This is a genomic window from Ensifer adhaerens, assembly GCF_002940685.1.
GTDB lineage: Bacteria > Pseudomonadota > Alphaproteobacteria > Rhizobiales > Rhizobiaceae > Ensifer > Ensifer adhaerens_E.
The window spans coordinates 139,164-154,778 of sequence record NZ_PNFP01000014.1 but is presented as its reverse complement, the minus strand read 5'-3'; the positions used below and the strand labels follow the sequence as shown (position 1 = coordinate 154,778).

Genomic DNA, 15,615 nt, shown 5'->3' with positions numbered 1-15,615 from the left:
ACCCCATCGCATTTGTGGTCAGCTAACTTCGATCCTGTCTTTGACGACGATCAATGCTTGCGGATTGACAATGCATGACGCTGCTCTGAGAGGAGTTTTCCATGGATGACCATATCCTTGTTGCAACCGATGGATCGGACAACGCGCGCGACGCCGTCGCAATGGCCATAAGGCTTGCGAAGGCGATTGGCGCGCCCCTGACCGTTCTCCACGTTGCCGCACCAAATTTTGCAAGCGCAACAGACGGCCTTTCTCGCTCCGGGCGGGTCTTTCCCATCGGCAACATGATCCCGGGCATGCCGAGGCCGGCAGAACTTTCATGCACGTCCGGCGATGGCATCGATGACAGCGCCCTGGCGCTCGGCAAGACAATTGTGGAGCAAGCTCGAAACGAGGCACGCGGGCTCGGCGTCGAGAATGTCGCTGAGCGGCTGGAAGTGGGGGATTGCGCTCAAACCGTTCTCGACACTGCAACAGAGATCAAAGCGAGCTTGATTGTCGTCGGAAGCCGGGGTCTTGGGCGCCTCAAGAGGATGGTCCTCGGGAGCGTGTCGAAGAAGGTAGCCCGGGATGCGCACTGCTCGGTCCTTGTCGTCCGTTGAGGCTTGCGAAGAAGAAACGGTCGGCCTGGTGCAAAGGTGCCTGCGAGACTGACCGCGTTGTCGAATTGAGGAACCAGGCTCTTGAGCGCGCCGCACACAATTGCTCTTCGGTGGCCAGAAGAAGTTACGCCGAAACGTGCGCTTCTTGCCGTGAGCGCTGTCTCCCTGGCAGGGGGCGCGCTTACATGGTTTGCCAATCGTCCCGACCACAGCGCATGGATATGGGGAGTGGGAACGGCAATTATCCTTGCGACTCTGGTCACGGAGATCGGAACAAGCCTGGCAAAAGCAGAATTCGGCCTGGATTTGATTGCAGCCCTCGCCATGAGCGGCGCGCTTTTGCTGGGCGAGTATTTCGCCGGGATCATCATCGCAATGATGTTTGCAGGTGGGGAAGCGCTTGAGGATTTTGCCCAACGGCGAGCACGCCATGAACTGACGGCACTGCTAGACCGGGTACCACGCACCGCAGCGCGCTTCACAGGCAAGCAATTCGAAGAAGTCGCGATCGACGACATAGAGCCTGGTGACCGGATTTTAGTGCGCAGCGGTGAGGTCCTGGCCGTTGATGGTCGCTTGACAGGCAGCTCAGCAATGCTCGACGAGTCCGCTCTGACAGGTGAGGCCCTGCCGGTCCTCCATCGATCCGGAGAGTACTTGATGAGCGGCTCCATCAATTCGGGGGATCCTTTCGAAATGGTCGCCTCGCACGTTGCGAAGGAGAGCACCTATGCAGGTATTGCAAGGTTGGTCGAAGCTGCGAAAAGCGCTAAGGCGCCAATGTCTCGTCTCGCGGACCGTTACGCGCTCGGCTTTCTCGCGGTGACGCTTCTTCTGGCAACGATCGCGTGGGTACTTTCAGGACAGGCGACAAGGGCATTGGCGGTTTTGGTGGTTGCCACCCCCTGCCCGCTCATTCTCGCAGTTCCGGTCGCCCTCATCTCAGGCGTGTCTCGCTGCGCGCGCAAAGGCATCCTCGTGAAGGGCGGCGGTGCCCTCGAAATGCTTGCGCGCGCGAGGACCGTTTTGCTCGACAAGACGGGGACGATAACGGACGGCCGGGCCCGGCTATTGGAGACAAAGGTTCGCAGTGACCTTGCCCCGCAAGAGGTTCTACGGCTGGCAGCCTCGATCGACCAGGCGTCCCGTCACGTCGTCGCCTGCGCCCTTGTCGCCGCCGCCCACGAGCGCGGGCTCGCCCTTTTATCGCCATCCGAACTGAGGGAATCTTCTGGCTCGGGCATCACAGGCCGGATCAACGAGCGGCAGATAGCCGTCGGCGGATGGGACTTCATCCGTCCCATCATCGATGACACCGATTTCTCGCGCGAGATCGAGATCTGGATCAAGAGGGAGGGCACGGTCGCGGTCGCAGTCGCGGAGGAAGGCGTCCTTACAGGGGCGTTTCTTCTGGCCGATGAGGTCAGGCCGGAAGCCGGCACGGTTCTCAGGCAGTTGCGCGAAGCCGGCATTGGACGAATTGTGCTTGCGACCGGCGACCGGTCTGATATCGCCAAAAGCCTGGCCGCGTTTCTGGGCATCGACAACATCGTCTCAGAAATGAAGCCGGACGATAAGACGCGATTGGTTGAGACTGAGAGAAGAGCCGGGGCGGTCATGATGGTGGGCGACGGCATCAACGATGCGCCCGCCCTGGCCGCAGCCGACGTCGGAGTCGCGATGGGCGCCCGGGGGGCCGCAGCGTCGACGGAAGCGGCCGACGTCGTCATTCTTGTTGACCGGTTGGATCGTCTTGTCAGTGCCGTCCACATAGCAAAGAGATCCCGGCGGATTGCGCTTCAAAGCGTCTACGTCGGGATGGGGCTGTCGATTACCGGGATGATTGCTGCCGCGCTCGGTTATCTCGCGCCGGTCGAGGGCGCTCTTGTCCAAGAGGTAATTGACGTCGTCGCCATTCTGAACGGCCTGCGTGCGCTTGCTCACCCGGTTCGCCGATGGGGTCGAGCCAATCAACTGTCACAGCAAGAGCTCCTGGAACTGGAAGCAGAACACCGTAACCTCATGTCCGTCGTCGACGAGATCCGGCACACGACCGAACGGATACAGCATCTGCCTGAACCCGAAACGCGACAACGCTTGGCCGATTTGGATGCGCTGTTGCGCGAGAGACTTCTTCCCCATGAACGCCAGGACGACTGCGTTTTGTATCCGTTGCTGCGCCGGCGGCTCGGCGCGTCGCATGCCCTCGCCGGCATGAGCCGCACCCACATGGAAATCCAGCGCCAGGTCCATCTTCTCACCTCCCTTCGCCAGGCGATCGATTTTACCGGTCTAAACCCACAGCAACTCTACGAGATCCAACGGTTGCTTCATGGGCTCGAAGCGGTCGTAAGACTGCACTTTTCCCAGGAACAGGAAATCTACCGTGCCCTTGAAGGCGATTAACGAGAGGAAGCCCAACCGGCAAGGCCATCAGGACCGGTTGAGTGCGCCTTTGATCTCATGCATGCGGCGATCGAGGGTATGTGCCCGGCTTGCATGATATCGATATCGAACAGGTGGCCGACAACCGCAAGTTCTTTCATCAGATCACCAATAATGAGGTCGATACGTCTTGTAGCTCCCGCTCCCAACAATGACCGGTCAACAGCATGATCAGTTCCGTGCTCAAGCGCGCGGTTGAGTTCCAGGGCAGCAGCCAGAGACCTCTTCTGACATTCCGCAATGTTAGTGACCGATGCCGCACCACCGCACGCCACGGTCAGCCGAACAGCTTGTTCTGAAATTCGCTCATGCTTCGATCTCCGATTGGATAGGCTAAACCGTGACAAATGAAACTAGACTGACGGCCTCTATCGCGAACACCGAAGCAATCGAACGCCAGGTTGGCGATCCTAGGAAAGGCCAGAGCATCGCGCTGGTACCGACTGCGTTGTCCATAACCCGGGTCGAAGCGCCGAACGACGCAGAGGTTCTACCGGCCTCGACGCCGATGTTGTAGGTTAATAGGCTCAGCTGCACATCCGATTCGGTAGGGCGGATTTCCTGCAGCGCGCCGGAGAAGCCGAAGCGGTACAGCACTCAGAAGGCGAAGGAAACAACCCAAGGATAGGCTTCGGAGACGCGCATTTGTTCGTTCGTTTGCCTTCAGCACTTCGTCGATGGGTGGTGCTGCTCGACTCGAGTGAATGACGACGATCGTTTCTCGTCGCTTTCCCCTCCGTGCGGCAAGGCAGCTCCGCGATCCACCCACTTCCTGCTCAAAACATCACATGCTCTGGCAAGCTCCTCCTTGACGTAAGTCAAAATCACGCCGGCAGGCCCAATGTGCCGGCTAGTTGTCGCTTTGTGAACCTCAGAACAGAGAGGCTCGACGCTTCCGCTTGCGTCGGGCGTTGCGGCAACAAACCCAACCCCGCAACCGTCGCTGTTGTGTTCGTCGTGCACATCTCGCCGCATGTTGGCCCTTCACGAAATCGGTTCTGCCAAGCTAATCTGAGGGCGGCAACCGCTCTAGCCAGCTCGCTGCGAAGTGAGCCCTGCGAAAGATATGTCCATGTGGCAGTTTCAAAAAGCATTTCGCTCTGATCCTCACCGGCCTGACCTGACGAGTTCCTCTGTCGAAAGGGCGCTCTGGGAATCGGAGAACGAAGCCGAATACACGATCGGATGGGTTCGGATCACAGTGGGCCTTGCCTTGTTTGTGAGTGGTTTCCTCGTCTCCTCTGAAACCGCCGGCTTCGCTCAAGAATACAACTTGATGCAACTACGCGTAACGGCTCTGACTACGGTTGCAGCCTTTTTGGCCCTCGGCATCACGTCATTCCTGCTTGTGATCAGCCGTCACTTCAGGCCCTGGATGGCCTTTGCGCTCGTTACCGGCGACGCATTGATTATAGGAGCCAGTCTTTACTTTGCCCTGAACGACGTCGGCCTGGCGGGCAATTGGGTGGTGACCATACCAACTATCTGGGTCGTGCCCCTGCTCCTCGCGGTCGGTGCGCTTCGATACAGGCCAATCGTTCAACTATGGGCTACTTCAGCAACAATGATCGCCGTGGTCAGCGTTGCAGTTCAGCTTGGCTTTAGCCTGACAGGCGATGCGAACCCCGCTGAGACACAGGGAGTGAGCCGCCTTCTTTCGCTTCCTCCCTATATCATGCGGACCGTTATGCTGTTGCTGATGGGTCTGGTAACGGCGTTGGCAATGACGCGTTCTCGCCGCCTTCTGATCCGTATTGCGCGCGAGACAGCCAAGCGCGCAAACCTTGCTCGCTTCCTGCCAGCAGAGATCGTACCATTAGTAGGGGACAATGATGTTGCTACGTGGCGGCAAGGCCGCCGCCAGCAGGGCACGATTTTGTTCGTCGATATACGTGGATTCACTGCTTACGCAGAAAAACTGGATCCCGCGAGACTGTCCGTCTTTATCTCTTCCTTTCGGCGACGAGTCATGCGCGCAACCGAGGCCTCAGAAGGTGTGATCGACAAATTCATCGGTGACGGCGCTTTGATAGTCTTCGGCATTCCAGAGCCACGGCAGGATGATTGCGCTCGTGCCATAGCCTGCGCTCATCGGATTCTTTCGCTTGTCGATCAATGGAACATCAAGCGCGGTTTCGATCCGCCGATCCGCGTCGGGATCGGCATTCACAGCGGCGAGATGTACTACGGCCTAGTCGGTGACGAACACCGCCTTGAGTTCACTGTGCTTGGCGACACAGTCAATGTCGCTGCCAAGATAGAACAAGCTACCAAGCGTTTCGATGCCACGTTGCTTGCCTCAGAAACAGTTGTGATGCAGGCAGGACAACAACACGCTTGGGTCGCGGTCAGTCGAGAGCCATTGGGCGGCCGCGGTGAGCATGTGGCGCTCTTCGCGTTCGCCGGGACCAAGCCCTACGAATGAGGGGCTAAGGTAACCACCCTGAAAATTCTTAGGGTGGCAGTATCGTTCTCGCACCCGTACGGGCCTCAATGCGCTCAAACGGTCTCAATCGAACATGCAAGGCCAACTCGCCGGCGCGGAAAGGCCGGCCGGCAGCTTCGTAAAGGCGTCGCCGCAAGCTATGTCGATTTGAGATTGCCGCAAACCGGTTGCTCGTGACAAATCGCTCCCCTCAATTCGCGTTAGGAAGAGAACAGCACGGTCGAATGCAGTCGTCCCCGCGAACGATGTGCCGGTGAAATCGGCTCGAGACAGATTTGCGAGCGAAAATCGAACGTTTTCGAGTTTTGCACCGGTGAGTATGGCGCGGCCAAGCTCCGCTTTCTCGAAGTTGACATCGATCAGCCGCGCGAGGCTGAAATCGGCGCGCTGCAATTCGGAGCTGGTAAATGAGGTACGTTCAGCTGAAAAGCGAACGAAGCTCGCGCGGTGGCCTTCCACCCGCGTAAAGTTTGCTGTCTTCGCGGTGGCCCCGGCGAGCGAGGCTCGCACTAGCTTCGCTTTCTCAAGATTAGCTCTGCTTAGGTTAGCACCACGAAGATCTGTCAGGCTAAAATCAGTGCCAGATAGGTTTGCGCCCTCCAGATCTGCTCCTTCGAGCATAAGGTGGCTCTTATCGCAGCCGCTCCAGTTCAAACCGGGCATCGGCCAGCTCTTGCAGTGCGACGCTTGTGCAGTGCCTCTGGGAACAAGAGCCGCCATTGCCAACCCGAGCACCAAGGTAAGCGACATCGGCATCAAGCCCCGGCGCGTTCGGAAGGTGTGCCCCGACGTCATTCCGACGCAAAGGGTGGGCACGGTTTCGATCTTAAAGTTGTTGTGTCGCATCACGATCCCGTGACTCTTGCCACATCCCGCGCCCTCGAATCGACCCGGGATAATCCAGAACCCATTTAGCGGACATCGATCCACGTCTTACTGTTACCAAGCTTCGTTCGCTTGGACATTGACGCGGATCAATGGGCCCGGTCGGCCAAAAGTGCAGTAGCCGCCTGCCGCGCAATGCCCGCCCTTCGTCCGGTCTTTGATGCGCGTCAAAGCCGGGTCGCAGCAGCACGTGCACAATCGTCAATGTTTGCGACCCCAGTGAACCTTGCGAAGGAGAAATCGATGAAGGCTCTCGTCTATGAAGGTCCGGGACGCAAGTCACTCTTGGAGCGGCCGATACCGACAATAGCCGCTGCAACCGACGCCATCGTGAAGATCACGAGGACGACGATCTGCGGGACGGATCTGCATATTCTCAAAGGAGACGTGCCGAGCTGCACGGCCGGCCGCATTCTCGGTCATGAGGGTGTGGGGATCGTGGAAGAAACAGGGACTGCTGTAAGCCAGTTCAAGAAGGGCGACCATGTCCTCATTTCCTGCATCTCGTCTTGCGGCAAATGCGACTACTGCCGTCGCGGAATGTACTCCCATTGCACCACTGGCGGATGGATACTCGGTAACACCATCGACGGCACCCAAGCCGAATACGTCCGCATTCCGCATGCCGACACCAGCCTTTACCCGATCCCGCAAGGCGCTGACGAAGAGGCCCTTGTCATGCTGAGCGATATTCTTCCAACCGGCTTCGAGTGCGGCGTGCTGAATGGAAAGGTGCAGCCTGGCGGAACGGTCGCCATAGTCGGCTGCGGGCCGATCGGACTGGCGGCGTTGCTGACCGCGCAACTCTACTCACCAGCCGAACTCATCATGATCGACCTCGACGAGAGCCGCCTCACAGTTGCAAGCCGCTTCGGCGCGACCCAGACGATACAAGCAAGCGGTGAAGATGCCTCGCGACAGGTGATGACACTGACAGAGGGCAAGGGTGTCGATACGGCGATTGAAGCGGTTGGTATCCCCGCCACGTTCGAGCTTTGTCAGGACATCGTCGCACCGGGGGGCGTAATTGCCAACATCGGGGTTCACGGCGTCAAGGTCGATTTGCATCTGGAGACGCTGTGGTCGCGAAACATCTCCATCACCACCCGGCTTGTCGATGCGGCGACAACGCCGTTGCTTTTAAAGACGGTGCAATCTGGAAAAATCAACCCGAAAAACCTGATCACACATCGTTTCAAGATTGCCGTTGCCTACGAGACCTTTGCCGATGCTTCGCGCACGAAAGCTCTCAAAGTGATTATCGAGACCGATCTCGCTCAACCTCTTAAGTGGGGCAGCACGGCGGAGTTAGAGACCGAAGGCACATCCCCGGCCGACGTCTGGAGTTGCGATCTTCTGACGCGCAGCGGTCTTGTCCTTCATGTTCGTCCAGTGCGTCCTGATGACGATGTGCGCCTGGCAGAGTTCTTCGGTCATCTGACGCCTCAAGACCTGCGCTTCCGCTTTCTGGGAGGTGTCAGGGAGGTCAGCCGCGAGCGTCTCCTTTCCATGACGAAGGTCGATCACCGCTCGACCGAGAATTTCCTTGCCTTCGGCGAGGATAGAGAGGCGATCATCGCCACCGCCATGGTAGCGTGCGACACGTCTACGGAAAGAGCAGAAGTCGCGATCTCCGTTCGTGCCGAGCACAAACACATGGGTGTCGCCTGGGAAATGCTGCGCCATGTCGCCCGCTTTGCGGAGGCCTCTGGCGCCAGATCCCTCGAATCGCTCGAGAGCCGCGCAAACCATGAGGCAATCGAACTGGAACAGGAACAGGGTTTCGTTGCAGTTCCCTATGCGGATGATCCGACCCTCGTCCTCATTCGCAAGGAACTGCGACAAGGCTAGTGCACAGCAGCCAGTCGGCGGCGGCCATCGACATCGCGGATCAAAATGAGCCGATAAAGAAGGAGGTCACGGACACAGCGACCGCGATGGATCGGCGAGGATAAGCCACTGGACTGACGTTTGGCATCCTGCTGCGATCGCCGATGGCTAAAATGTTGCCTGGGCCGATCGGCGACGTCGTTATCGTTTGACAAGGGACGGCTTGCCCGCTTCGATCCGTGAGGTGCGCTCCGATGCGTCTTGAAATGATCCAAGTTTTGGCTGGCTTTAGGATATCCAGAACCGAGAACAATGGCTGCAGGCCATCATGGTCTGCCTCTCCATTGTTGGGCCTCAAGCGCCAACGCCAGGATATGCCGAACGACGTCGATGACGGTTTCCGGCGTTTCGGGGCGGCCGGGCTCGAATGCCAGGCGGATCACCGCGCTCTCCGGACGCCGTTTCGACGGGCCAGAATTCGAGATGAGACTCCTGTTCCGAGTACACATCGGCAAGCTGGTGCGTTCCCGTCGCCGCGGAAGACTGCGCCGCATCGAGGCCCGCCTCCGTTAGTGCAATGTCACCGCTAATCTCGGAGCACGCCACCTTGTCCCCGGTCACGAGCATGGCGACCGCCGGAACTTCAAAGAGCGTCGCAAGCACCTTCGACGTCCCCCTTCACAGTCATCAATGTGCAAGTTCCCGTCCCCCCAAGCTGAGTATATAGGCCGAGATGTCCTGAACATCGGTCTTCGAGAGTACTATGTTCGGCATGGTCGGATGGTCCTGGGCCGTGAGCCAAACGTTAAGCGCCGCTGCGGTCATTCCCGGTGTCGCAGCAACCGTCTCGAAGCTCGGTGCTTCAGCAATGGGCGATTTCGATTGATCTGCGAGGACGGCGTGACAGGCAGCACAGACCTCAAGCGCGATTTGGCGCCCCTGCTTGATGTCCTGGGCCTGGACCGTCGGAACCGTTGCAATGATGCCGGCAATCATTAAGACGATCGTTGTCCACATTGCGATCTCCTGAACCAGATGAAGCGTAGCACGATGCTTTGTAAGGCTGAGATCACGTCGATGGGACGGTTTATGCAAGGCATGCTGATCTGCCCGCCACGAGGCCATAGTACCTGTTGAGAGCCTGCTGCACGATCAGGGGAACGATAGATGGCATGCCCGTGAGCGCACCTTGTGGTTTGGCCTTGTCATCCCTGCACTAGGTTCTGTACTCATAAATGGGATTCCCTTTGAGGTCGGTTCGTGATTCAAGCTCCTGGGCAGGAGTTTGAATGGCACGGTTCGACCTTACAGATCGGGAATGGGCGCTGATCGCGCCGCTGCTTCCCAACAAGCCACGCGGTGTGGCACGAACGGATGATCGGCGCGTTCTGAACGCGATTTTCTACGTTTTGCGAACAGGCTCGCCGTGGCGCGACCTTCCAGAGCGTTACGGCCCGTACACGACGGTCTACAATCGCTACAACCGATGGGCCAAGGCGGGCGTGTGGCTGCGGGTCTTCGAGGCTCTCGCGGCAGCGTCCCCTCAGTCGATGCAACTGATCGACTCCTCCATCGTCCGCGCCCATCAGCACGCTGCCGGCGGAAAAAAGGGGGCCCGGATCACGCCATCGGCCGTTCTCGTGGAGGACTGACCAGCAAGATCCATGTGGTGGTCGACGAACGTGGGCTGCCGGTTCGCCTCGCTCTCACGCAAGGACAGGCCTCTGACAAAGCCGTCGCACCTGACCTGCTCGAAGGACTGCCGGCATCCCTCGTTGTTGCGGACCGCGGTTATGACTGGCAGCACTTGATCGACCTGGTTCGCCAGCGCGGCGGAAACGCGCACATCCCGACCCAGCGCGATCGCAAGGTCCAGAGATCGGTCGATCCAAGCCTCTATCGCCAACGCAACCTCGTCGAGCGTTTCTTCTGCAAACTCAAACACTTCAGGCGCATCGCAACACGTTATGACAAGCTCGCAAGCAACTTCCTCGCTGCTGTCGCTCTCGCTTCGACAAGGCTATGGCTTCGCGCTTATGAGTCCACCACCTAGTAAGTCCCGCAGAGACGGGCGATGCACACCTTTCCGGACGATTTTGTCTCAGTCTTCATGCTATTTCCTATATATCAGGACGGGGATGGTCGAATGCGTAAGAACTTTGGCGGCGACGCTGCCGATGATCAAGGCGCCCACACCGCTGCGGCCGTGCGAAGCCATGATGATCAGATCGGCGCCGATATCCTGCGCTTTTCTGATGATCTCGAGGTAAACCTCATGAGCGCTGGTTTGATCGGTCACACAGCGAACCCCGGCCGCCTCGGCCCTGCTCCGAGCGGCGCGAAGCGTCTCGGCAGCGTGCACTTCGGAAAGCGCCTCATATTGCGCCCGGGTGTTGCTGAGTTGCTCCGCATCCAGAGAAATGAGGTGAAAGGGCTCCGTCACGATAAGGATGGTGATCTTCGCACCCACTTCCTTTGCGAACGTGATGGCGGCATCCACGGCCAGCGTCGCGAGCGGTGAGCCGTCGGTGGGTACGAGGATGTTGCGGAACATGAGAGCCTCCAGATTTCAACCGGAATCAAGGTACCCGTGTCGCCCTAAGCCCGCCTTGACCCAGATCAATTAATTTAGCCTTCACTTATTTATTCAGTGGGCAAGAAAAATACAGCTCGGGTCATGGGCCTGGGTTAAGCCGACAGCGAGCGAACTTCTGAAAAGGTCGTTTTCAGACGTCGCGTTTGTGGGCTCACAACCTGCGTAGCGTCAATTTCGAGAGACTTTGCCCGATGTTGAAGCCAGAATTGATCAAGCACGTTCTTTTGAAAACTGACGCGAATCGAACCTGGCGACTCCATAGAGACCCTCGCCGTGTCGGGAGACGATCGATGATCCCATGGCTGCGGAAGATCACTGCCAAATTTGCAACAACGCCTGCCTGCAATACCTGCTCGCCTGCATTCCACAAACAGCGCCACTTGCCCTGTCCAATTGGTCTGATCACCACACTGATTGTGATGCTGGTCTGCTTCCCGGTTCAGTCTTTCGCGCAAGCGCCAGAGGGTGCAGCGATGCCAGACGTTGAGTTCGGCGCACGAAAAGTGTTCTTCATGCTTTTTCTGATGCTTGGTCCGATCAAGATCCTGGTGCCGTTCGTGACGATAACCAAGACTTGGGAGCCAACCCTTCGACGCCAGGTCGCCCAAAGAGCAATATTCTTCTCGGCCGGCGCGCTGGCGGTCGCCGGCCTTCTTGGGCGCACCATGCTCGAGAACTTTGAGATTTCCCTGCCAGTTCTAGCCATGACCGGGGGAATCATTCTTTTCCTGGTGGCGCTACGAACCATATTGCAGCAATCGGCAAGCCTAACGGATCACTCTTTGACACCTGACCGCGCGCCGGACATAAAACTGGCCTTCTCGCCGCTGGCTTTTCCAACGATAGTTACACCCTACGGGATCGCGGCGGTAATCGTCTTTGCGACACTCGCAGGGAATCGCCAAGCGGAAGGCCTCACCGTGGCCGCTATCGTCTTGTCGATCCTTGCGCTCGATTGGCTCGCGATGCTGTTCGCCGATGCCATACTAAAATGGGTTGGAACCTCGCTTCAGGTCTTGGCGGTGGTGCTCGGCGTCACCCAAGCAGCACTCGGTCTTCAAATCATCCTACATAGCTTTAACATGATGGAATGGTGAGCGTTGCCCACTGATCCGCCGTATACTCGACTGCAGTTATCCCTCCACAGAGCCCCCCAACCCCTGCGTATCGGCAATGCGTGCCAAAGCAGCGTCCTCAGGTAGGAGGTAGGCCTTGTCGATCATCCGGTCGAGCAGATCGCGCTCCGCCCGCAGCGCCTGTTTCCGGATCTCGGGCAGCACGTTTTCGAGATTGTCGATCATGGCACGAAGCCTCCTCGCGATCTGAAGATTCTCTGCTCCATAAATCCTGATCTCGCGACAAGTGAGCTGTACGAAGTCTTCCCAGTCCGGTGTTGGATACACCACACGCAGGCGTCCGCTCCCGTCGCACAGAAATTCATTGCGCAGATCGCGTCCGCCAACGCTGCCCAGTAAGCGATGCAGCTGGTCGATTGCCAGCACGGCTGTCGTCGCATCGTTGATCGCTTTTGAGAGTGCCTTCGTAGCAATATCGACAATGACCCTGAAAGCGAAAGTTGGGTCCTGCTCGATGGTTCGCTCACGCCCAAACGCTACGCTACTCCCAAGGTCGTTGGCAGGGATTGTCCGAGCACCACCATATAGCCGAAACAAAGGCTGGCCACATGCCACGAAGTCGCCGACGCGCGCTGCCAGCTCAACGACACCGTCCGCCTGGGTTGCTTGGATCAGCAGGGACTTCACGTCGACAGCAAGAATGATATCGGACGAACCGGCATGTAAAACGACCTCGTCTGGCTTTCCAAGCGTGTCACGCGCCTGAAGTTTGCTCACGGTCTCCTTCCAGCACTCAGGATACACGTTCTCGATGACGGTGAAGCCTTGCTCGGCGACACTGTGAATGATGCTGATGGGGCGCAACAATCGAGCCGAATAATCAATCAAGTAAAGAAATGCTGCCAGCGAGAGGACGCCAAGGGCCGCGGAGATCCACACTATCGAGGCCGGAGCCGACGCATTCACGCGACTTATCGCGCCGATGGCGAAGAGCAGCGTAAAGATGAACAAGCCGACGGTAAACCGGATAACATTATCTCGCAGCAGCGTGGTCGCGATGATCCGCGGCGTAAGCTGTCCGCTTGCTATTTGTATCGCAACAAGCAGTGAGCCGAACGTGAAAACGAGAAACGAAAGCGCCAAGCTTATAATCGCCTGCATTGCAGCAACCGTGCCATCGGTCCCCAAGGGCCAAGGCGGGACCCACGGTGTCCATCTCTCGGAAGTAAGAACTGCACGAAAAAAGGCCTGCTGCGCTATGAGCGCAAAAAATGGGATGATCCACAAGGAGGCACGCATATAGCTCTTGAGAGCATATAACTTATTCCAGCTCATCTTTTGACATGGCCTCCCTTGGACCGACGAGCCTCCGGCGGCGGTTACCCACGAGATTGACGAACGTACTCAAGCCACGGCTTGGCCCGCCGCCTCGGCAACCTGTGCCGCTTTTGCCGACTGCTGAACCTGATGGGCGGCCGCAGCCGCAGATTCGCCACTTCCTTCCACATGGACTGTAGGCACGGCGATCTTGATGCCATTTTCATCGAAGACCTTCTTGATCATCATGAAGGCGCGCCGCTTGATGGCAAACTGTGCGTTGGGCTTGGTCATGAGTTTGAGCCTCAGGACGATCGCGAAATCCCCGAAGCTATCGACGCCCTGCATTTTCAAGGGCTGCAACGTGTCTGCCGCGAATTCCGGGTCCGCGGCCAATTCCTGACCGATCTTCTTTATGAGCTTGCTGGCCAACTCGATGTCGGAATCATAAGTGACGTTGATCGTCATTTTGTCGATCACCCAGTCTCGGCTCATATTCTCGACCGCACCAAGTTCTCCGAACGGGACGGTGAAAATAGGTCCGCGGTGGTGCCTCAATCGTACCGACCGTAGACTGAACGACTCGACGGTTCCCTTGTAGCTGCCGCTCTGGATGTATTCACCAACGCGGAATGCGTCGTCTAGCATGTAGAAGACCCCGCTGAGGACATCCTTTACAAGGGTCTGCGAGCCGAAGCCGATAGCAACACCAAATATGCCGGCGCCGGCAAGAAGGGGCGCAATCTGCACGCCCAATCCAGACAAAATCGTCAATATGGCGATCACGCCGATCAGCACTGCCAAGGTATTGCGAAAAATAGGGAGCAAGGTCCGCAACCTGTCACTTCGGGCTAGATTGTCTCCGGTACCGCTGGAATGCTCCGCAAGATCCATGCGGTAGGCGATGAGCGCTTTGGACGACTGCCAAAACAAGTCGGCCACGAGGAGGATGACGATTGCGTTCGATGCGCCATTGACCACAACCTTGCCGACTTCGCTACCGGTCAAAGCTGCTGCACTGAATCGCCAGGCATAGGCAAGCCATGCCACAGCTGCGGCGATCACCAGCGCACGCGCGCCTCTGACGATCACCACGTTCAACAAGACCCCTAAAGCGCCGCGCAATTGCGCCCTGCTTGCCAGGGCTTGGGCCAAGCGGCCGACGCTGCGAATAACACCCGGTAGGACCAGAGAATAGATACCGACAAACAACAGCCCGAGAAGTCCGCCGACCCAAGCAAGCCAAAGAAGTACCATGTACACAGACAGCAGAGATCGGACGATGACGGAGGTAGTCACCCTTGGTCGCCGCCAAACCACCTCGATCCCGATCCCAAGGATGCCTAACCCGAACACGAATGCGGCGAGCTTTGTGACCTCCGCGGAAAAACCCAAGAAGGACATCACGTTCACAACAACCCAGCCGGCCAATGTCAGACCAGCGGCGAGATCGATACGGCGAAGCCAGAACCGAGCTACCGTACCGACTTGAGAGACGAATGACTGATTTGCGGGTTCTTCGTCAACGCCGTCAAAAGCCAGCAGCAATCGGGCGATGCCGTGGATCAATCGAAATAGCATGAACGCAACAAGCAGCAGCAGGATCGTCTTGCCAAGCAGGGGGGGCCAATCGAGCAACAGGTAAAGACCAATGGTTGCCAAGCAGAATGTGACCAGAGCGACGGCGCGCGACATGGTCCCCTGAACCGGATCCGCGCTCGACCAGTCTGTGTTGCGGCTGGCGAGCACACCCAAGATTAGCCGCTCGGCGCCGAAGCCGACGGCAAGCAAGGCTCCAAAGATGATTAGGACCAGGCCGGGCCTGCCGGCGTTTACGTCACGCACAAATACTGCGGAAGAACTCGAGATCTCGTCTGGCACTCGATCGATTGCACCGACGACAGCAGCAACTCTGCCCTTAACGGCTGCTCCCCAATCGGAGATCACGTCCGCAATCGAAGCTTCCGCGACCGGAGTTGGCACAGCGACCTTACCCTCCAGCCACGATTTGACCTCCGGGTTGTTTGCAAGATCGAGAAACTGCCGCACTTTCTCGGGCGGCGGGTCCGTCTCCCCAACTGATAGACTGGTTGCTCCCAACGAGATTTCGGGCGTAACTGAAAAAACGACCACCGCAATAAGGGCGATCCAGATACCCCGGCAACACGGAAAACTGGGCACAATTGCCTTCATGTTCAACGTACCTGAATTGTTGTCGCTTCCAGCGGCAGGACCTGGTTTGTTCCTGAACTGAAACCGCCGGACGGGTATCGGCAGTCGAAATCGACGGCGCCATGTACGACCTCGTCTCGGCCGCCGCGATCAGCTTCACGACCAACGCACGAGACCGACAGACGCCACACGTGTTTCTAAAAAAGATATTTCGAAAACACAGACCGGACATTGACGAGGATCAAT

General features: G+C 58.0%; 11 protein-coding genes and 1 pseudogene. 7 read left to right on the top strand and 5 right to left on the bottom strand.

Annotated features, from left to right (window positions below; genetic code table 11):
* Positions 1-101: 101 nt before the first annotated feature.
* The 3 genes from C1A35_RS25365 (at position 102) to C1A35_RS25345 (ending at position 5,472) form a co-directional block, all read left to right on the top strand.
* The gene (locus C1A35_RS25365; RefSeq protein WP_104667028.1) at positions 102-602 is read left to right on the top strand and encodes a universal stress protein; all 501 of its coding nucleotides are present in this window, start codon (positions 102-104) and stop codon (positions 600-602) included.
* A 165-nt stretch (positions 603-767) separates the two neighbouring features.
* Positions 768-3,008 (top strand): heavy metal translocating P-type ATPase, encoded by a 2,241-nt coding sequence (locus tag C1A35_RS25360; RefSeq protein WP_104667113.1) that lies wholly within the window; start codon positions 768-770, stop codon positions 3,006-3,008.
* A gap of 1,111 nt (positions 3,009-4,119) precedes the next feature.
* Positions 4,120-5,472, top strand: a complete 1,353-nt coding sequence (locus tag C1A35_RS25345; RefSeq protein ID WP_234823005.1) for an adenylate/guanylate cyclase domain-containing protein — start codon at positions 4,120-4,122, stop codon at positions 5,470-5,472.
* A gap of 84 nt (positions 5,473-5,556) precedes the next feature.
* Here the strand turns inward: C1A35_RS25345 and C1A35_RS25340 are convergent, their stop codons facing one another.
* Positions 5,557-6,249: a pentapeptide repeat-containing protein gene (locus C1A35_RS25340; RefSeq protein WP_440271564.1), complete on the bottom strand. Its 693-nt coding sequence runs from the start codon at positions 6,247-6,249 to the stop codon at positions 5,557-5,559.
* A 372-nt stretch (positions 6,250-6,621) separates the two neighbouring features.
* Here C1A35_RS25340 and C1A35_RS36440 point away from each other — a divergent pair.
* Both C1A35_RS36440 and C1A35_RS36810 read left to right on the top strand, forming a co-directional pair.
* Positions 6,622-7,644: pseudogene (locus C1A35_RS36440) on the top strand (zinc-dependent alcohol dehydrogenase family protein); the annotation flags it as partial.
* Between the two features lie 243 nt (positions 7,645-7,887).
* The gene (locus C1A35_RS36810; protein ID WP_234823020.1) at positions 7,888-8,229 is read left to right on the top strand and encodes a GNAT family N-acetyltransferase; all 342 of its coding nucleotides are present in this window, start codon (positions 7,888-7,890) and stop codon (positions 8,227-8,229) included.
* Positions 8,230-8,895: 666 nt separating this feature from the next.
* Here the strand turns inward: C1A35_RS36810 and C1A35_RS25325 are convergent.
* Positions 8,896-9,225: a c-type cytochrome gene (locus tag C1A35_RS25325; protein WP_104667023.1), complete on the bottom strand. Its 330-nt coding sequence runs from the start codon at positions 9,223-9,225 to the stop codon at positions 8,896-8,898.
* Positions 9,226-9,497: 272 nt separating this feature from the next.
* Between C1A35_RS25325 and C1A35_RS25320 the strand changes: the two genes are divergently transcribed.
* A protein-coding gene (locus tag C1A35_RS25320) for an IS5 family transposase (RefSeq protein ID WP_104667022.1) occupies positions 9,498-10,261 on the top strand; the annotation gives its coding sequence in 2 pieces (ribosomal slippage) (positions 9,498-9,807 and positions 9,807-10,261; 765 coding nt in all).
* A gap of 60 nt (positions 10,262-10,321) precedes the next feature.
* On the opposite strand, the gene C1A35_RS25315 is transcribed toward C1A35_RS25320, so the two are convergent.
* Positions 10,322-10,762, bottom strand: a complete 441-nt coding sequence (locus C1A35_RS25315) for a universal stress protein (RefSeq protein WP_104667021.1) — start codon at positions 10,760-10,762, stop codon at positions 10,322-10,324.
* Positions 10,763-11,094: 332 nt separating this feature from the next.
* Here C1A35_RS25315 and C1A35_RS25310 point away from each other — a divergent pair, with 332 nt between their 5' ends.
* On the top strand, positions 11,095-11,901 hold the full coding sequence (locus C1A35_RS25310) for a MarC family protein (RefSeq protein WP_234823004.1): 807 nt from the start codon (positions 11,095-11,097) through the stop codon (positions 11,899-11,901).
* Between the two features lie 36 nt (positions 11,902-11,937).
* On the opposite strand, the gene C1A35_RS25305 is transcribed toward C1A35_RS25310, so the two are convergent.
* Both C1A35_RS25305 and C1A35_RS25300 read right to left on the bottom strand, forming a co-directional pair.
* Positions 11,938-13,215, bottom strand: a complete 1,278-nt coding sequence (locus tag C1A35_RS25305; RefSeq protein ID WP_104667020.1) for a DUF2254 domain-containing protein — start codon at positions 13,213-13,215, stop codon at positions 11,938-11,940.
* 69 nt (positions 13,216-13,284) lie between these two features.
* Positions 13,285-15,390 (bottom strand): mechanosensitive ion channel family protein, encoded by a 2,106-nt coding sequence (locus C1A35_RS25300; protein WP_104667019.1) that lies wholly within the window; start codon positions 15,388-15,390, stop codon positions 13,285-13,287.
* Positions 15,391-15,615 lie beyond the last annotated feature (225 nt).